Source organism: Xanthomonas massiliensis, assembly GCF_900018785.1.
In the GTDB taxonomy this organism is placed as follows: domain Bacteria; phylum Pseudomonadota; class Gammaproteobacteria; order Xanthomonadales; family Xanthomonadaceae; genus Xanthomonas_B; species Xanthomonas_B massiliensis.
This window is the reverse complement of record NZ_FCOY01000007.1, coordinates 55,428-69,709: the sequence shown is the minus strand read 5'-3', so window position 1 is coordinate 69,709 and position 14,282 is coordinate 55,428. Positions and strand designations below refer to the sequence as shown.

Genomic DNA, 14,282 nt, shown 5'->3' with positions numbered 1-14,282 from the left:
CGGCGCCGGTGCATTCCAAGGGCACCAGTATCGGACGAATCGGTTCAGGTTGCAGGCACCGATCGACGCGCAGCGGTGCGCGCCGGGCGTCAGTAGCCGACGGTGAAACGCTCGCGGTGGTGGGCCGGGGTCTCGATCTCGTCCACCAGGGCGATGGCGAAATCCTCGAAGGAGATGCGGCTCTGGCCGTCGGCCGTGGTCAGCAGCCGGTCGCCGCCGATGCGGAAGTGGCCGGTGCGTTCGCCCGGCGCGAACAGCGCCGAGGGCGAGACGAACACCCAGTCCAGCGGGTGCTCGCGCCGCAGCACCTCCAGGAAGCGCACCCCGGCCTCGGCCTCGGGCCGGGCGGCGGCGGGGAAGTCCGGTGCGTCGAGCAGCCGCCTGCCGGGGGCGATCTCCAGGCTGCCGGCGCCGCCGACCACCAGGTAGCGCCGCGCGCCGGATCCTTTCACCGCGCCGATCAGGATGACCGGATCGGCGTCCAGGAACCGCACCGCGCTGACCACCACCTCGTGGCCCTTGAGCTGGGCGGCCAGGGCCACCGGATCGGCGATGTCGCCGCGTTCGGCATGCACGCCGGGCAGCAGCGGGATGCGCGCCGGGTGCCGGGCGATGGCGGTCACCGCGTGGCCGCGCTGCACCAGCTCCTGGAGGATGCGGGTGCCGACATTGCCGGAGGCGCCGATCAGGGCGATCTTCATGGACGTGGCCGTTGCGGTGGGATGGCCGTCGTCATAGCGGCGCGGCTGTCGGCGGCGCGTGAGGGCCGGCCGCGACCGGAGCCCGTGCCGCCGCCGCGGTGCGTCCGCGGGGGGCGGAAAACAGGCTATCGTGTCCGGCTTTGCCGTCCGGACCGCGTCGCGATGCCACAGACCCCCGCCTCCTCCCCGCCCGTGTCCGCGCCGGCCGCCGGCCATGCCCTCAAGCCGCGCCAGCTGGTGATGATGGGGCTGGGCAGCGCCATCGGCGCGGGCCTGTTCCTGGGCTCGGGCGTGGGCGTGCAGCTGGCCGGGCCGGCGGTGCTGGTGTCCTACCTGGTGGCCGGCGCGCTGGTGATCATCGTGATGAACGCGCTCGGCGAGATGGCCGCGGCCAAGCCGGCCAGCGGCGCGTTCTCGGTGTACGCGGCCGATGCGCTGGGCGCCACCGCCGGGGCCACCGTGGGCTGGCTGTGGTGGCTGCAGATCGTGATCGTCATCGCCGCCGAGGCGGTCGGTGCGGCCGGGTTGCTGGCCACGGTCTGGCCGGCGCTGCCGGTGCCGGGCCTGGCGCTGGCGTTCATGGCCGCGTTCACCGCGATCAACCTGCTGGGCGTGCGCAACTTCGGCGAGTTCGAGTTCTGGTTCGCGATCCTCAAGGTGGTGGCGATCCTGGCCTTCATCGCCATCGGCGTCGCCTTGCTGGCCGGCTGGCTGCCGCATGCGGCCTCGCCCGGGCTGGCCAACCTGCTGGGCCAGGGCGGTTTCGCCCCGGCCGGCATGCGCGGCATCGGCGCGGCGCTGCTGGTGGTGGTGTTCGCCTTCGGCGGCACCGAGATCGTCGCCCTGGCCGCGGCGGAGACCGCCGATCCGGCGCGCAGCCTGGCGCGCACCATCCGCACCGTGGCCTGGCGCATCCTGGTGTTCTACATCGGCTCGCTGGCGGTGATCGTGGCGGCGGTGCCGTGGACCAGCCCGGCGCTGAAGTCGCCGTTCGCCGCGGTGCTGCAGATCGCCCACATCCCGGGCGCGGCCACCGCGATCACCCTGGTGGCGGTGGTGGCGCTGCTGTCGGCGCTCAACGCCAACCTGTACGGCGCCTCGCGCATGCTCGCCTCGCTGGCGCGGCGCGGCGAGGCCCCGCACGCGCTGGGACGGGCCAGCGCCAGCGGCGTGCCGCGTGCGTCGGTGCTGGCCAGCGTCGCCTTCGGGTTCGCCGCCGCGGTGCTGGAGCTGCTGTTCCCGGGCCGGGTGCTGCCGGTGCTGCTGAACGTGGTCGGCGCCACCTGCCTGCTGGTGTGGACGATCTCGCTGGTCTCGCAGCTGGTGCTGCGCCGGCGCGCGGACCGCGCCGGCCGGGCGCTGCCGTTCCGCATGGCCGGCTTCCCGTGGCTGACCGCCGCCGGCCTGGCGATCCTGGCGCTGGTGTTCGTGCTGCTGCTGCTCTCGCCGGATTCGCGTGCCCAGTTCCTGTCGATGGTGGCGCTCACCGCGGCCATCGCGCTGGCCTGCGCGGCGACCCATCGCTGGGGCCGGGCACCGGGCTGAGGCCGCACCGGCCGCGCGGCGCCGGTCTCAGGGCGGCGATGCGTCCGCCTGGCGGGCGATGTAGTCCAGCTCCGAGCGCGCCAGCGCATTGCCCGGATCGAGCCGGAGCGAGGTCTCGTAGGCCGTCCTGGCCGCGCCCCAGTCGCGCTTCTCGGCCAGGGCCCAGCCGATGCCGCGCCAGGCCAGCGGCGCGATGTAGGCGGCGCCGGGATCGGCCCGTGCCAGCTCCAGCACCTGGCGGTAGCCGGCGATCGCCTCGTCCAGCCGCCCGAGCCGGTTCAGTGCCGCAGCACGTTCGTTGGCCGGGTCCGGGAAGTACGGGGCCAGGGCGATGGCCTTGTCCAGCCAGGGCAGCGCTTCGGCGTGCCGGCCTTGCCCGGCCAGCACGTAGCCGGTCATGTGGTAGGCGCGCGGGCAGGCCATGTCCAGCCATTCCAGCGGCGTGGCGGCCGGGTGCGTGGCGGCGTAGCGCTCGTATTCCCGCGCCGTGCCGACGCTGACGAAGCGCAGGCCGGGCTGCGCCAACTGCCGGTCGCAATAGGCCACGGCCTGGCGCAGGGCCGGCATGGCCGCCTCGACATCCCCGGCGAGGACGGCGCGCGTGGCCCGGTCCACCTGCTCCCGGTACCCGCTGCCGACCGCCGGGGCGGCCGCGGCGGCCGGCAGGCGTGTCTCCACCACGTTCTGCGCCTGCGCGCCGGCGCACGCGGCGAGCACCAGCCCGACCAGCGCCGCGCCGGCACGCCCGCGGTTCATCGTGCCGGCTCCGCGGCCGCGGCGGGATTGCGCTGCGAGAACAGCCAGGCCCACATCGCCGGATCGGCGTAAGTGGCGTCCCAGGCGTTGTGGTTGCCCCGCGGGTATTCGGTGTAGCGCACGTCGGCGGCCCCGGCCTGCAGGAACGCCCGGTACAGGCGGCGGTCGTCGTCCGGGTGCACCAGGTCGTCCAGGGCGCCATGGAACATCCACACCGGGGTGTTGCCGATGCGGGCGGCCAGGGCGGCGTAGGGATCGGGCAGGTCGGCGACCTCGGCCACGCGCAGGGTGGGGCGGTCGGGATGCGGCACGCGCACGCCGCCGCACACCGGTACCAGCGCGGCGAAGCGGCCGGGCGCGGCCAGCGCGGTCTCCCAGGTGCCGTAGCCGCCCATCGACATGCCGGTCAGGTAGGTGCGGCGCGGATCGCCGCCGAACTCGCGGCTGGCCGCATCCAGCGCGGCCAGCGCCATGCGCACGTTGGCCCCGGCCCATTCGGCCCCTTCCGGGACCTGCGGCAGCACCACGATGGCGGGGAAGTCGGCGGCGTGCGCGCGCAGGTACGGGCCCAGGCCGGCCCGGGTCTGGGCGATCCCGTCGTCGCCGCGCTCGCCGGAACCGTGCAGGAACAGCACCACCGGCGTGCCGGCGGGATCGCGCCGCGCCGGCACGAACACCTGGTAGCGCCAGGCGTGGCCGTCCAGCTGCAGCGTGCGCGCGACGAAGCGGCCGCCCGCCGGTGCCGGGTCAGGCCGCACGGCGGCGCAGGCCGACAGGGCAAGCAGCACGAGCAGGCACAGGCCTGCACGCAGCGGACGCAACAGGGAACAGCGGGTCATCGGAACCTCCGGGTCTTCGGGGCGCGGGCCGGCGGCGCCATCGCCATTTCACCGGCCCCTCCCCAGGATGAAAGCGGCCAGCAGCGCGAGATTGAGCAGCGATGCCAGCAGGAATGTCCAGCGGAACGCGGGCTTGCGCGTCTTGTGGCGGAAGCACTGCTGGGCGAGCCAGGCGGCGGGCCAGCCGCCGAGCAGTTCCAGCGCGTGCAGCGTGGTTTCCGGGGTGCGCCGGGCGCCGGCCTGCGCCGCGCGCTTGTCCTGCCAGTAGGCCAGGAACGCCAGCAGGTTGACCGCGGCCAGCGCCCAGGCCAGCGGCGCGGGCAGGCGCTGCCGCCACGCGGCCCAGCCGGCCAGGGCCGCGAACGCCGCCACCAGCAGCGGCGGCAGCCAGGTGGTCGGCGAGGCGAGATGACGTGCCTGCGCGGCGTCGGCGCGGACCCGCCGGTGCGCGCGCGATGCCGCCCGCACCGCGCGGCTGGCGCGCCAGCGGCCGTCGGGCTGGCGCACCGGGACGACGTGCAGCAGCTCGCCGGCTTCCGGGCGGCGCCCCATCAGGCGGTAGTCGGCGATGTGCAGGAACAGGCGGTGCGGCAGGCCGGCGCCGGGCTCGACCAGTTCGACGAAGCCGTAGCCGCGCGCATCGTTCCATTCCACCAGCCGGGCAAGCCGTTCCATCGCCGGCGGCCTCAGCGCAGCAGGATCAGTGTGGCCAGGCCGAGGAAGCTGAAAAAGCCCATCGAGTCGGTGATCGCGGTCAGGAAGATGCCGCTGGCCAGCGCCGGGTCGAAGCCGAAGCGCTTCAGGGTCAGCGGCACCAGCACGCCGGCCAGCGCGGCCAGCAGCAGGTTCAGGGTGAGCGCGGTGGCGATCACCAGCGACAGGCCCGGATTGTGGAACCACAGCAGCACGATCGTGCCCAGCACCGCGCCCAGCATCAGGCCGTTGAGCAGGGCCACGCGCACTTCCTTCCACAGCAGGGTGCGCGCGTTGGAGGCGCCGACCTGGCCCAGCGCCAGGCCGCGCACCATCAGCGCCAGCACCTGGGTGCCGGCGTTGCCGCCGAGGCCGGCGACGATCGGCATCAGCACCGCCAGCGCCACCAGCTTGTCGATGGTGCCCTCGAACTGGCCGACCACGCTGGAGGCGACGAAGGCGGTGCACAGGTTCACCGACAGCCACACCGAGCGCCGGCGCATGGCGCGCCATACCGGCGAGAACAGGTCCTCCTCCTCGTCCAGGCCGGCCGCGCCCATGACCCGGTGCTCGGCCTGGTCGCGGATGATGTCGACCACGTCGTCGATGGTGATGCGCCCGACCAGGATGTTGTTGTCGTCCACCACCGGCGCGGACACCCAGTCGTGGTCGGAGAACTTGCGCGCGACCTCGTTGGCGTGCTCCTCCACGTCGATGGCTGGCTGCTCGTCGTCGATCAGGCGGTTGACCGGGGTGGACGGCTCGTGGGTGACCAGCGCGGCCAGCGGCACCCGGCCCAGGTACTGGTGGCGCTTGGTGACCACGAACAGGTGGTCGGTGTGGTCGGGCAGCTCGCCGCGCAGGCGCAGGTAGCGCAGCACCACGTCGATATTGACGTCGGCGCGCACGGTGACCACGTCCGGGTTCATCAGGCGCCCGGCGGTGTCCTCGGGATAGGACAGCACCTGCTCCAGCCGTTCGCGGTTCTCCCGGTCCATCGACTTGAGGACCTCGTCGATGACCGTGTCCGGCAGGTCCTCGACCAGGTCGGCGAGGTCGTCGATGTCCAGGTCCTCGACCGCGGCGATGATCTCGTCCGGGTCCATGTCGGCCAGCAGGCTTTCGCGCACCTCGTCGCCGACGTGGACCAGCACCTCGCCATCGTCCTCCTGGTCGACCAGGCCCCACACGACCTCGCGCTTGCCCGGCGGCAGCGATTCGAGCAGGTTGCCGATCTCGGCCGGCGAGAGGGTGTTGACCAGACGCCGCACCGGGCCCAGCCGGCCGCTGTCCAGGGCGTCGGACAGCAGGCGCAACTGGCGCGCGGTCTTGTCGTGGCGTGCGATCTCGGCCATGCGCGGGCGGTCTCCGGGGGCGGGCGCGCGGGGCGCGCGCAGGTCAGTGCGGCATTATCGCCCGCGGCCGATGACGCATGCACGCCGGCTGCGTGCCTGCGGCGGCGGCACCGCGATCAGGCCGGGGGCGCCTGCAGCCAGCGCTCGACCGCGCGCCGGTCGCGTGCCTGCAGCAGCTTGCCGGCGCGCGCGCGCAGGGCCCGCAGGTCGGTGGCTCGGATCGCCTGGCGCAGCTCCAGCAGGCCCGCCGGGTGCAGGCTGAACTCGGTCAGGCCCAGGGCCAGCAGCATCGGCGCCAGGCGCGGGTCGCCGGCCATCTCCCCGCACACCGCCACCGGCCGCCCGTGCGCGGCACCGGTGGCGATCACCTGCGCCAGCAGCTGCAGCACCGCCGGTTCCAGCGGCGAATACAGCGTCTCCAGCGCGGCGTTGTCGCGATCGGCGGCCAGCAGGTACTGCACCAGGTCGTTGGTGCCGATGGACAGGAAGTCCACCTCGCGCACGAACCCGGCCAGGGCGATCGCGGCGGCCGGCACCTCGATCATCGCCCCCAGCGGTACCTGCATGGCCACCTCGTGGCCCTCCTCGCGCAGGCGCTTCTCCAGCCGGCGCAGGCGGCGGCGCACCGCCAGGATCTCGGCGCGCGCGGTGACCATCGGCAGCAGGATGCGCACCGGGCCGTAGCCGGACGCGCGCAGCAGGGCGCGCAGCTGGGCGTCGAAGATCGCCGGGCGCGCCAGCGACAGGCGCAGCCCGCGCAGGCCCAGCGCCGGGTTGGCCTCGCCCTCGGCCACCAGTCCGGCGCGGTCGGCCTTGTCCGCGCCCAGGTCCAGGGTGCGGAAGGTCACCGGGCGCCCGCTCATGCCCAGCACGGCGTCGCGGTAGACGCGGAACTGTTCCTCCTCGCCGGGCAGGCTGTCGCGCTGCAGGAACAGGAACTCGGTGCGGTACAGCCCCAGCCCGGCCGCGCCCAGGGCATGGGCCCGGGCGATGTCCTCGCGCGATTCGGCATTGGCGCGCAGGGTGATGTCCACCTCGTCGCGGGTACGGCTGGGCTTGTCGCGCAGGCGCGCCAGCTCGCGCCGTTCGCGGGCCTGCTCGCGGATGCGCGCGCGGTAGCCGCGCAGGTCCTGCGGGCCGGGCTCGGCGATCACCTCGCCGCTCTCGCCGTCGATGATCAGCGCCGCGCCGTCGCGCACCTGGCGCAGCACCTCGGGCGCGCCGACCACCAGCGGGAGGTGCAGGCTGCGTGCCAGGATCGCGCTGTGCGAGAGCGGGCTGCCGGCGGCGGCGACCACGCCGACGACGCCCTGGGCCTGCAGCTGGGCCAGCTCGGACGGCGCCACCGTGGCGCATACCAGGATCTCGCCGGCCAGGCCCTTGGCGTCGGCCGGGCGCGCCTGCAGGAAGGCGAGGATGCGGTCGATCACATGGTCCAGGTCGTCCATGCGGCTGCGCAGGTAGGCGTCGTCCATGTTCTCGAACACGCTCGCCAGCCGGTCGCGCTGCACGCGCAGGGCGTACTCGGCGCCGTAGCGGCCCTCGCGCACCAGCTCGTCCAGGCCGAACAGCAGTTCCGGATCGTCCAGCAGCAGCGCGTGCAGGTCGAGGAACTCGCCGACCTCGCCGGCCAGGGCGCCCTGCAGGCGCCCGCGCAGGGCCTGCATCTCCGCGCGCGCGGCCTCCACGGCGGCATGCAGGCGCTGCAGTTCGGCCTCGACCTGTTCGGCGGGAACGTGCTTGCGGGCGGGCTCGATGCTGGGCGACTGGCGGATCCGGGCGCGGCCCAGCACGCAGCCGCGCGAGGCGCCGGTGCCGTGCAGGCGCAGCGGCGTCACGGCCGGCGCCCGCCGGGCAGCAACCGGGGCGCCGTCGTGGACACCGCTCAGGCGTCCTCGTCGAAGCGCCGGTCGAACAGGTCGGCGATCGCCTGCATGGCGTCCTGCTCGTCCTCGCCTTCCACCCGCACGGTCACCTGCGTGCCTTGCGCGGCGGCCAGCAGCATCACCCCCATGATGCTCTTGGCGTTGACCTCGCGGCCCTTGGCCGCCAGCGTCACGCTGCTGCGGAACGGCGCCACCGCCTGCACCAGCTTGGCGGTCGCCCTGGCATGCAGCCCGAGGCGGTTGGATACGGTGAGTTCGCGTTCAAGCATCGTCGATGATCGCTCCGTTGCGCGTGCCCGCCGCGGCGATGGCGGGCAGTTCCTGCAAGTCCTTTTCCGGGTAGTTCATCACCCGCAGCAGCATGGGCAGGCTGAGCGCCGCCACGCGGCGCACCGGCGTGCCCAGCTGGGCGAGGCGACGGGCGAGGTTGCTGGGGCTGGACCCGTACAGGTCGGTGAGCACCAGCACGCCGTCGCCGCCGTCGACCCGGCGCAGGGCGGCCGAGGCCTGCGGCAGCAGCGCGTCCAGGTCGGCGTCCAGCGCCACCTCGAAGGCCTCGGTACGCAGCGGCAGCGGGCTCAGCAGCCTGCCGGCCACCTCCAGCAGGGAAGGGCCGATGCCGGGATGGGTGACCAGGAGAACGCCGCAGCTCATTGCAGGAACTTAACATTTCGCGGCTGAACGCGGTAGGCGCCGGGCGCGTGTGCGCGACGCCGGCAGGGCATGCGACGGGACGACATGACGTGCGCGGAACGGCCGCGCGCGCCACATCGCCGCGCATCGCGCGCCCGGGAAATGCGCGGGGCTGCCCGCGTCCATCGCCTGCCTTCCCCTGCCTTGCCGCGGTGGCCCGCGAGCGGCCGGTCGCGCTAGGCCAGTTCGCGGTGGAAGGTGGCCACTTCCGGCCAGCCCTGTTCGCGGGCGTGGCGGGCCATGCGCTCGGCCAGGTACACCGAGCGGTGCTTGCCGCCGGTGCAGCCGAAGGCGACGGTGACGTAGCTGCGGGTGTCGTTGCGCAGGCGCGGCAGCCAGGTGTCGAGGAAGTCCACCAGCTGGGCGACGTAGCGCTTCACTTCCGGCTGCTGGTCCAGGTAGTCGCGCACCCCGCCGTCGCGTCCGGTGAGCGGGCGCAGTTCCGGATCCCAGTGCGGGTTGGGCAGCACGCGCGCGTCGAACACGAAATCCGCCTCGGCCGGCACGCCGTGGCGGTAGGCGAAGGATTCGAACAGCAACGACAGCGTGCCCTCGCGCTGCAGTGCGAACTCGGTGACCACCTTGCGCCGCAGCTGGTGCACGTTCAATGCCGAGGTATCGACCACCGCGTCGGCCGCCTGGCGCAGCGGCGCGGTCAGCTCGCGCTCGCGGGCGATGGCCTGCGGCAGCGACAGGCCCTGCTGGCTGAGCGGGTGGCGCCGGCGGGTATCGGCGTAGCGCTTGAGCAGGGCCTCGTCGCTGGCCTCGAAGAACAGCAGGCGCGCGTCGATGCCGTGCTCGCGCGCCTTGCCGCGCCAATGCGCCAGCTGCGACAGGTCGCTGCGGCTGCGCACGTCGATGCCGACCGCCACCCGCGAGGGCGGCGCGGCGCTGGCGCCGAACACCGCGCGCACGAAATCCGGCAGCAGCGACACCGGCAGGTTGTCCGAACAGTAGTAGTCCAGGTCCTCGAAGGTCTTCAATGCCACCGACTTGCCGGCCCCGGACAGGCCGCTGACGATGAGCAGGGTGGCGCCGGCGGCGGCCCCGTTCTCGGTGGCGCTCATGGCGTGCGCTTCTGCAGCATGCTGCTGTGGCGGGCGATGAACATCGCCGCCGGGTCCACGCCCTTGCTGCGCAGGATGTGCAGCCGGGTCGCCGCCTCGGTCAGCACCGCCAGGTTGCGGCCGGGCATCACCGGCAGGGTGATCAGCGGCACGTCCAGGTCGAGCACGTGGCGCGTGCCCGAATCGCCGGTCAGGCGCTCGTAGCCGTGCGGGCTGGGCTCGGTCATCGGCTTGGTCAGGTGCACGATCAGGCGCAGGTACTTGTTCCGCTTGATGGCGGTGTCGCCGAACATCTCGCGGATGTCCAGCACTCCCAGGCCGCGCACTTCCAGCAGGTCCTGCAGCAGTTCCGGGCAGGTGCCGTCGAGCACGTCCGGGGCGATCTGGGTGAACTCCGGCGCGTCGTCGGCCACCAGCCGGTGGCCGCGGCTGAGCAGCTCCAGCGCCAGCTCGCTCTTGCCCGAGCCGGCCTCGCCGGTGATCAGCACGCCGATGGAATAGATCTCCATGAACACCCCGTGCAGGGTGATGCGCGGGGCCAGGGTGCGCGCCAGGTGGTAGGAGATGTGGTTGAGCAGCTCGTGGCCGCGGCGCGGGGACACCCACAGCGGGGTCTGCGATTCCTCGGCGGCCTCGCGCAGGTCCTCCGGGCAGGGCAGGTTGCGGGTGATCACCAGCGCCAGCGGCCGGCCCTGCATGATCTTCTCGATGGTCTCCCAGCGCTGGCGCGCTTCCAGCGCGTCCAGCCAGTCCAGTTCCTCGGTGCCCAGGATCTGCACCTTGTTGGGATAGATGGTGTTGAGGTAGCCGGCCAGCGACGGCCGCCGGCCGTCGCTGCCGCCGGATTCGAGCGCGCGCTCGCCGCCCTTCTGCCCGGCGACCCAGCGCAGCCCGAGGCGCTCGGCCTGCTGGTCGAAGAGTTCCCGGGCGGTGATGCTGCGCGTGCTGACCAGCGCCGGGCTCATGCCGCTTCCCGGAACGGGCCGGCGCCGTCGCGGCGGGCAAGGGCGGCAGCGATGCGGGGATCCGGCCGGCGAAGGCCGGCCGGAGGGGAGTCGATCAGCGGCATGGCGGGAACGGAGCGATGGCGTCAGCCCGCATTCTCGCGCACTTCGTCGCGCACTTCGCGGGCGTTGACCTGCTGCTGCTTGCCCTTGTGCTTGATCAGCAGGCGGTCGAGCTTGTCCGCCAGCAGGTCGATGGCCGCGTACATCGTCGGGGCGCTGGCGTCGGCGTGCAGGGTGCGCCCCGGGAGGTTGACCGTGGCCACCACGTAGTGGTCGGGCTTGCGCAGGGCCAGCTGGGTGCGGATCTCGCAGTGCTGGTCGAAGTGCCGGGCGACACGTTGGAGCTTGGTCTCCACGTAGTCCTTCAGGGCCGGCGTGACCTCCACGGATTGGCCGTACGTTTCGATGCGCATCGGATACCTCCTCTGGTCGGGTTGTGCATGAACACGCGCCGCGAAGGGCTCAGGCGATACGGACTCTCTCGTGCGATGCGGCGATGTTCATGGCCTCACGATACTTCGCCACCGTGCGCCGCGCCACCGGTACCCCGGAGGTCTTGAGCAGGTCGGCCAGCTTGGCGTCAGAAAGCGGCTTGCGCGGGTTCTCCGCCTCGATCAGGCGCCTGATCATCGCCTGGATGGCGGTGCTGGAGGCCTCGCCGCCGCTGCCGGTCTCGATGCCGGAGGCGAAGAAGGCGCGCAGCGGCAGGGTGCCGCGCGGGGTGCGCACGTACTTGCCGGCGATGGCGCGGGAGATGGTGGATTCGTGCAGGCCCAGCTCGGCGGCGATCTCGCGCAGGGTCAGCGGGCGCAGCGCCTGCGCGCCGAACTCCAGGAAGCCGGCCTGGTAGCGCAGCAGGCTGCGCACCACCTTGAGCAGGGTTTCCCCGCGTGCCTCCAGCCCCTTGATCAGCCAGCGCGCCTCCTGCAGCTGGCTGCGCAGGTAGCTGGCGTCGGCCTCGCCGCAGCGGCGGATCAGCTGCTCGTAGCCATGGTGGATGGTCACCTTCGGTCCGGCATGGGCGGCCAGCGCCGCCTGCCAGACCCCGTGCTGGCGCCAGATCACCGCGTCGGGCGTCACGTACTGGCGGGTATCGACCTCGCCGATGCGCTTGCCCGGGCGCGGGTCGAGCGAGCGCAGCAGGGCGATGGCGGCCTCGGCATCCTCGCGCGGGCAGCCCAGCTCGGCGGCGACGCCGGCGACGCCGGCGCGCGGCAGGCGCTCGAGCGGGCCGTCGACGATCCGCAGCGCCAGCGCCCGGCCGGGGCTGCCCCCGGGCAGCGCCAGCAACTGCAGGCGCAGGCACTCGGCCAGGTCGGCCGCGCCGACGCCGACCGGGTCCAGGCCCTGGACCAGGCGCAGCACGGCGTGGATCTCGTCCTCGCCGGCGCGGATCTCCGGCAGCAGGGCGGCGGCGATGTCGGCCAGCGGCACGCGCAGGTAGCCGTCTTCCTCCAGTGCGTCCACCAGGGTGGTGGCGATGGCCAGGTCGCGCGCGGAGATCGGCGAGAGCCGCAGCTGTTCGAGCAGGTGGTCGGCCAGGGTCAGCGGGGCCACGATGCGCTCGGCCGGGTTGTCCTCCTCGCCGTCGAAGCTGCCGCCGCCGGTGGCGGTCCAGGCCGGGTCTTCCAGGTTCCAGTCGCCCTCGTCCGCGGGCCCGGCAGGCTCGTCGGCCGGGGCCTCCGTCGCGGCCGGCGCGGCCTCGTCGGCGCTGGCCGGCACGGCGCCGGCCTCGTCGTCCCATTCCAGCAGCGGATTGCTTTCCACGGCCAGGGCGATCTCCGCTTCGAGCTCGGCGGCGGACATCTGCAGCAACCGGATCGCCTGACGCAGCTGGGGCGTCATCACCAGTTGTTGCCCCAGCGATGTCTGCAGTCCTGCCTTCATCCCCTGCGCCGAATGGAGGGACGGCCGCGACTGCGGGTCAGAGCTGGAAGCTCTCCCCCAGATAGACGCGGCGCACGTCCGGATTGGCCAACAGCGCCTCCGGCGCACCCTGCGCCAGCACGCCTCCCTCGGCGAGGATATACGCCCGGTCACAGATTCCCAAGGTTTCGCGGACGTTGTGGTCGGTGATCAGCACGCCGATGCCGCGCTGCTTGAGGTGGGTGACGATGCGCTGGATCTCGCCAACCGAGATCGGGTCGACGCCGGCGAAGGGCTCGTCCAGCAGCATCAGCCGCGGGCGCGCGGCCAGCGCGCGGGCGATCTCGCAGCGGCGGCGCTCGCCGCCGGACAGGCTGGCGCCGGCCTGCTCGGCGACATGGCCGATCTGCAGCTCGTCCAGCAGCGCGTTCAGCTCGCGCTCGCGCCCGGCCTCGTCCAGGTCCTCGCGCAGCTCCAGCACCAGGCGCAGGTTGTCGGCCACGGTGAGCTTGCGGAACACCGAGGGTTCCTGCGGCAGGTAGCCCACGCCCAGGCGCGCGCGCTTGTACATCGGCTCGCCGGTGATGTCGCGGCCATCGAGCACGATGCGGCCGGCGTCGGCCTCGACCAGGCCGACGATCATGTAGAAGCAGGTGGTCTTGCCGGCGCCGTTGGGGCCGAGCAGGCCGACCACCTCGCCGGCGTCCAGGCTCAGCCCGAAGTCGTGCACCACCTCGCGGTGGCGGTAGCGCTTGCGCAGGCCTTCGGCGACGAGCATCAGCGATCTCCCTGCGGCTTGGCCGGAGCGGCGGCCGGCTTGGGCTTGGGCTGGATCACGGTGCGCACGCGGGTGCCGTCGCCGCCGCTGCTCATGTCGCCGGTGCGGGTGTTGTAGACCATGCGCTGGCCGGCGTTGGTGCCGCGCTGCGACTGCACCTGGTAGTTGCCGGTCAGCACGACGGTATCGGCGGAGACCTTGTAGTCCATGTTGTCGGCCTGGGCGTGCATGGTCGTGCCGTCGTCCATCTGCTGCTTCAGCGTTGCCTGCTTGCCGTTGAGCACGACACGGTCGACTTCGCCGTTGGTCTGGTAGACGTCGGCGGTATCGGCGTGGATTTCCAGCGTGCCCTGGATGATCACCACGTCGCCGCTGAACCGGCACTTGGCATCGTCGCCGTTCTGGCTGCAGTCGTTGCGCGAGGCATCGATGGTCATCGGCTGGTCGCGGTCGGAGGAACGCGCCAGCGCCATGCCCGGCAGCACCAGCGCGGCCAGCAGGACGAGCGCGACCGGCCTAGTGGACCTTGTTGGGTTCATAGCGGGTCTTGACCTGGGAAAGGAGGGAATACTGGCGGCTCTGCAGATTGACCTGCATGCCGGTGCCGCTCTGCATGATACCGGGGCGCGTCAGGGTGACCGGATCGGCGGTGGTGGCCAGGTGCTTGTCCGGGAACACGGTCAGCGTGGCGGTGCGCAGCGTGGTGGGCGGCACGTCGCCGGTGGTGGGGCTGTCGCCGGACACCTCGCCGGTCAGGCGCATCTCGTCGCCCTTGGCGCTGACCCAGCCGCGCTGGGCGGCCAGGTGCCAGTCGCGGCCCTGGTTGTCCGGCAGCAGGAACAGCGGCGTCTGGAGGTCCAGGGTCTGGTCGGCGCGAAGGCGGCGCAGCATCGGCGCCTGCAGCACGCCGGAGATCTTGCCGGTGTCGGCGTTGAACGCGGTGACGCGCACGTCGTGGGCGACGTAGTCGTAGCTGTCCTCCTCGGCCGTGGCCACGACCGGGCGGGCACGCTGGTGCAGGACCGACCAGCCGCTCGCCACCGCGGCCACCAGCAGGCCCAGGCCGATCCAGGTGCGCGTGTTCATGCGCAGGCCT

The 14,282-nt window shown here is 73.0% G+C and carries 16 protein-coding genes; 1 reads left to right on the top strand and 15 read right to left on the bottom strand.

What is annotated here, in order from left to right; all coding sequences use genetic code 11:
* Window positions 1–89: 89 nt before the first annotated feature.
* Window positions 90–701, bottom strand: coding sequence for an NAD(P)-dependent oxidoreductase (locus BN3794_RS10565; protein ID WP_066097300.1), 612 nt, complete (start codon window positions 699–701; stop codon window positions 90–92).
* Window positions 702–863: 162 nt separating this feature from the next.
* On the opposite strand from BN3794_RS10565, the gene BN3794_RS10560 reads away from it, so the two are divergent.
* Window positions 864–2,246 carry an amino acid permease gene (locus BN3794_RS10560; RefSeq protein WP_066097299.1) on the top strand — a complete coding sequence of 461 codons (1,383 nt, stop codon included), beginning with the start codon at window positions 864–866 and terminating at the stop codon, window positions 2,244–2,246.
* A 27-nt stretch (window positions 2,247–2,273) separates the two neighbouring features.
* On the opposite strand, the gene BN3794_RS10555 is transcribed toward BN3794_RS10560, so the two are convergent.
* The 14 genes from BN3794_RS10555 to lptC all read right to left on the bottom strand — a co-directional run bounded on the left by BN3794_RS10555 (window position 2,274) and on the right by lptC (window position 14,278).
* Window positions 2,274–3,002, bottom strand: a complete 729-nt coding sequence (locus BN3794_RS10555) for a tetratricopeptide repeat protein (protein WP_066097298.1) — start codon at window positions 3,000–3,002, stop codon at window positions 2,274–2,276.
* Window positions 2,999–3,841, bottom strand: a complete 843-nt coding sequence (locus BN3794_RS10550) for a carboxylesterase family protein (RefSeq protein WP_066097297.1) — start codon at window positions 3,839–3,841, stop codon at window positions 2,999–3,001. The genes BN3794_RS10555 and BN3794_RS10550 overlap by 4 nt, the downstream gene beginning before the upstream one ends.
* A 48-nt stretch (window positions 3,842–3,889) precedes the next feature.
* On the bottom strand, window positions 3,890–4,516 hold the full coding sequence (locus tag BN3794_RS10545; protein ID WP_066097296.1) for a DUF1294 domain-containing protein: 627 nt from the start codon (window positions 4,514–4,516) through the stop codon (window positions 3,890–3,892).
* An 11-nt stretch (window positions 4,517–4,527) separates the two neighbouring features.
* The gene (gene mgtE, locus BN3794_RS10540; RefSeq protein ID WP_066097295.1) at window positions 4,528–5,889 is read right to left on the bottom strand and encodes a magnesium transporter; all 1,362 of its coding nucleotides are present in this window, start codon (window positions 5,887–5,889) and stop codon (window positions 4,528–4,530) included.
* A gap of 116 nt (window positions 5,890–6,005) precedes the next feature.
* Window positions 6,006–7,727: a phosphoenolpyruvate--protein phosphotransferase gene (ptsP, locus tag BN3794_RS10535; RefSeq protein WP_236493242.1), complete on the bottom strand. Its 1,722-nt coding sequence runs from the start codon at window positions 7,725–7,727 to the stop codon at window positions 6,006–6,008.
* Window positions 7,728–7,774: 47 nt separating this feature from the next.
* Entirely contained in the window at window positions 7,775–8,044 is a 270-nt protein-coding gene (locus BN3794_RS10530) for an HPr family phosphocarrier protein (protein WP_066097294.1), read from the bottom strand.
* The gene (locus tag BN3794_RS10525; RefSeq protein ID WP_066097293.1) at window positions 8,037–8,429 is read right to left on the bottom strand and encodes a PTS sugar transporter subunit IIA; all 393 of its coding nucleotides are present in this window, start codon (window positions 8,427–8,429) and stop codon (window positions 8,037–8,039) included. The genes BN3794_RS10530 and BN3794_RS10525 overlap by 8 nt, the downstream gene beginning before the upstream one ends.
* Before the next feature lie 215 nt (window positions 8,430–8,644).
* The gene (gene rapZ / locus BN3794_RS10520) at window positions 8,645–9,535 is read right to left on the bottom strand and encodes an RNase adapter RapZ (RefSeq protein ID WP_066097292.1); all 891 of its coding nucleotides are present in this window, start codon (window positions 9,533–9,535) and stop codon (window positions 8,645–8,647) included.
* Complete coding sequence (gene hprK, locus BN3794_RS10515) at window positions 9,532–10,500, bottom strand: HPr(Ser) kinase/phosphatase (protein WP_066097291.1); 969 nt, start codon at window positions 10,498–10,500, stop codon at window positions 9,532–9,534. Before hprK ends, rapZ begins: the two co-directional genes overlap by 4 nt.
* Window positions 10,501–10,625: 125 nt before the next feature.
* On the bottom strand, window positions 10,626–10,955 hold the full coding sequence (gene hpf, locus BN3794_RS10510) for a ribosome hibernation-promoting factor, HPF/YfiA family (RefSeq protein WP_066097290.1): 330 nt from the start codon (window positions 10,953–10,955) through the stop codon (window positions 10,626–10,628).
* Window positions 10,956–11,004: 49 nt separating this feature from the next.
* Entirely contained in the window at window positions 11,005–12,429 is a 1,425-nt protein-coding gene (locus tag BN3794_RS10505) for an RNA polymerase factor sigma-54 (RefSeq protein ID WP_066097289.1), read from the bottom strand.
* Between the two features lie 37 nt (window positions 12,430–12,466).
* On the bottom strand, window positions 12,467–13,186 hold the full coding sequence (gene lptB, locus BN3794_RS10500; RefSeq protein ID WP_066097288.1) for an LPS export ABC transporter ATP-binding protein: 720 nt from the start codon (window positions 13,184–13,186) through the stop codon (window positions 12,467–12,469).
* Window positions 13,186–13,725, bottom strand: coding sequence for a lipopolysaccharide transport periplasmic protein LptA (lptA, locus tag BN3794_RS10495; protein WP_066097287.1), 540 nt, complete (start codon window positions 13,723–13,725; stop codon window positions 13,186–13,188). Before lptA ends, lptB begins: the two co-directional genes overlap by 1 nt.
* Window positions 13,703–14,278: an LPS export ABC transporter periplasmic protein LptC gene (lptC, locus tag BN3794_RS10490; RefSeq protein WP_147675820.1), complete on the bottom strand. Its 576-nt coding sequence runs from the start codon at window positions 14,276–14,278 to the stop codon at window positions 13,703–13,705. Before lptC ends, lptA begins: the two co-directional genes overlap by 23 nt.
* Window positions 14,279–14,282: the final 4 nt, after the last annotated feature.

Coding starts and splice junctions, on each gene's coding strand:
- BN3794_RS10565 (WP_066097300.1), bottom strand. CDS start 701: ATGAAGATCGCCCTGATCGGCGCCTCCGGCAATGTCGGCACCCGCATC.
- BN3794_RS10545 (WP_066097296.1), bottom strand. CDS start 4,516: ATGGAACGGCTTGCCCGGCTGGTGGAATGGAACGATGCGCGCGGCTAC.
- hpf (WP_066097290.1), bottom strand. CDS start 10,955: ATGCGCATCGAAACGTACGGCCAATCCGTGGAGGTCACGCCGGCCCTG.
- mgtE (WP_066097295.1), bottom strand. CDS start 5,889: ATGGCCGAGATCGCACGCCACGACAAGACCGCGCGCCAGTTGCGCCTG.
- BN3794_RS10560 (WP_066097299.1), top strand. CDS start 864: ATGCCACAGACCCCCGCCTCCTCCCCGCCCGTGTCCGCGCCGGCCGCC.
- lptA (WP_066097287.1), bottom strand. CDS start 13,725: ATGAACCCAACAAGGTCCACTAGGCCGGTCGCGCTCGTCCTGCTGGCC.
- BN3794_RS10555 (WP_066097298.1), bottom strand. CDS start 3,002: ATGAACCGCGGGCGTGCCGGCGCGGCGCTGGTCGGGCTGGTGCTCGCC.
- BN3794_RS10505 (WP_066097289.1), bottom strand. CDS start 12,429: ATGAAGGCAGGACTGCAGACATCGCTGGGGCAACAACTGGTGATGACG.
- lptB (WP_066097288.1), bottom strand. CDS start 13,186: ATGCTCGTCGCCGAAGGCCTGCGCAAGCGCTACCGCCACCGCGAGGTG.
- BN3794_RS10550 (WP_066097297.1), bottom strand. CDS start 3,841: ATGACCCGCTGTTCCCTGTTGCGTCCGCTGCGTGCAGGCCTGTGCCTG.
- rapZ (WP_066097292.1), bottom strand. CDS start 9,535: ATGAGCGCCACCGAGAACGGGGCCGCCGCCGGCGCCACCCTGCTCATC.
- BN3794_RS10530 (WP_066097294.1), bottom strand. CDS start 8,044: ATGCTTGAACGCGAACTCACCGTATCCAACCGCCTCGGGCTGCATGCC.
- BN3794_RS10525 (WP_066097293.1), bottom strand. CDS start 8,429: ATGAGCTGCGGCGTTCTCCTGGTCACCCATCCCGGCATCGGCCCTTCC.
- hprK (WP_066097291.1), bottom strand. CDS start 10,500: ATGAGCCCGGCGCTGGTCAGCACGCGCAGCATCACCGCCCGGGAACTC.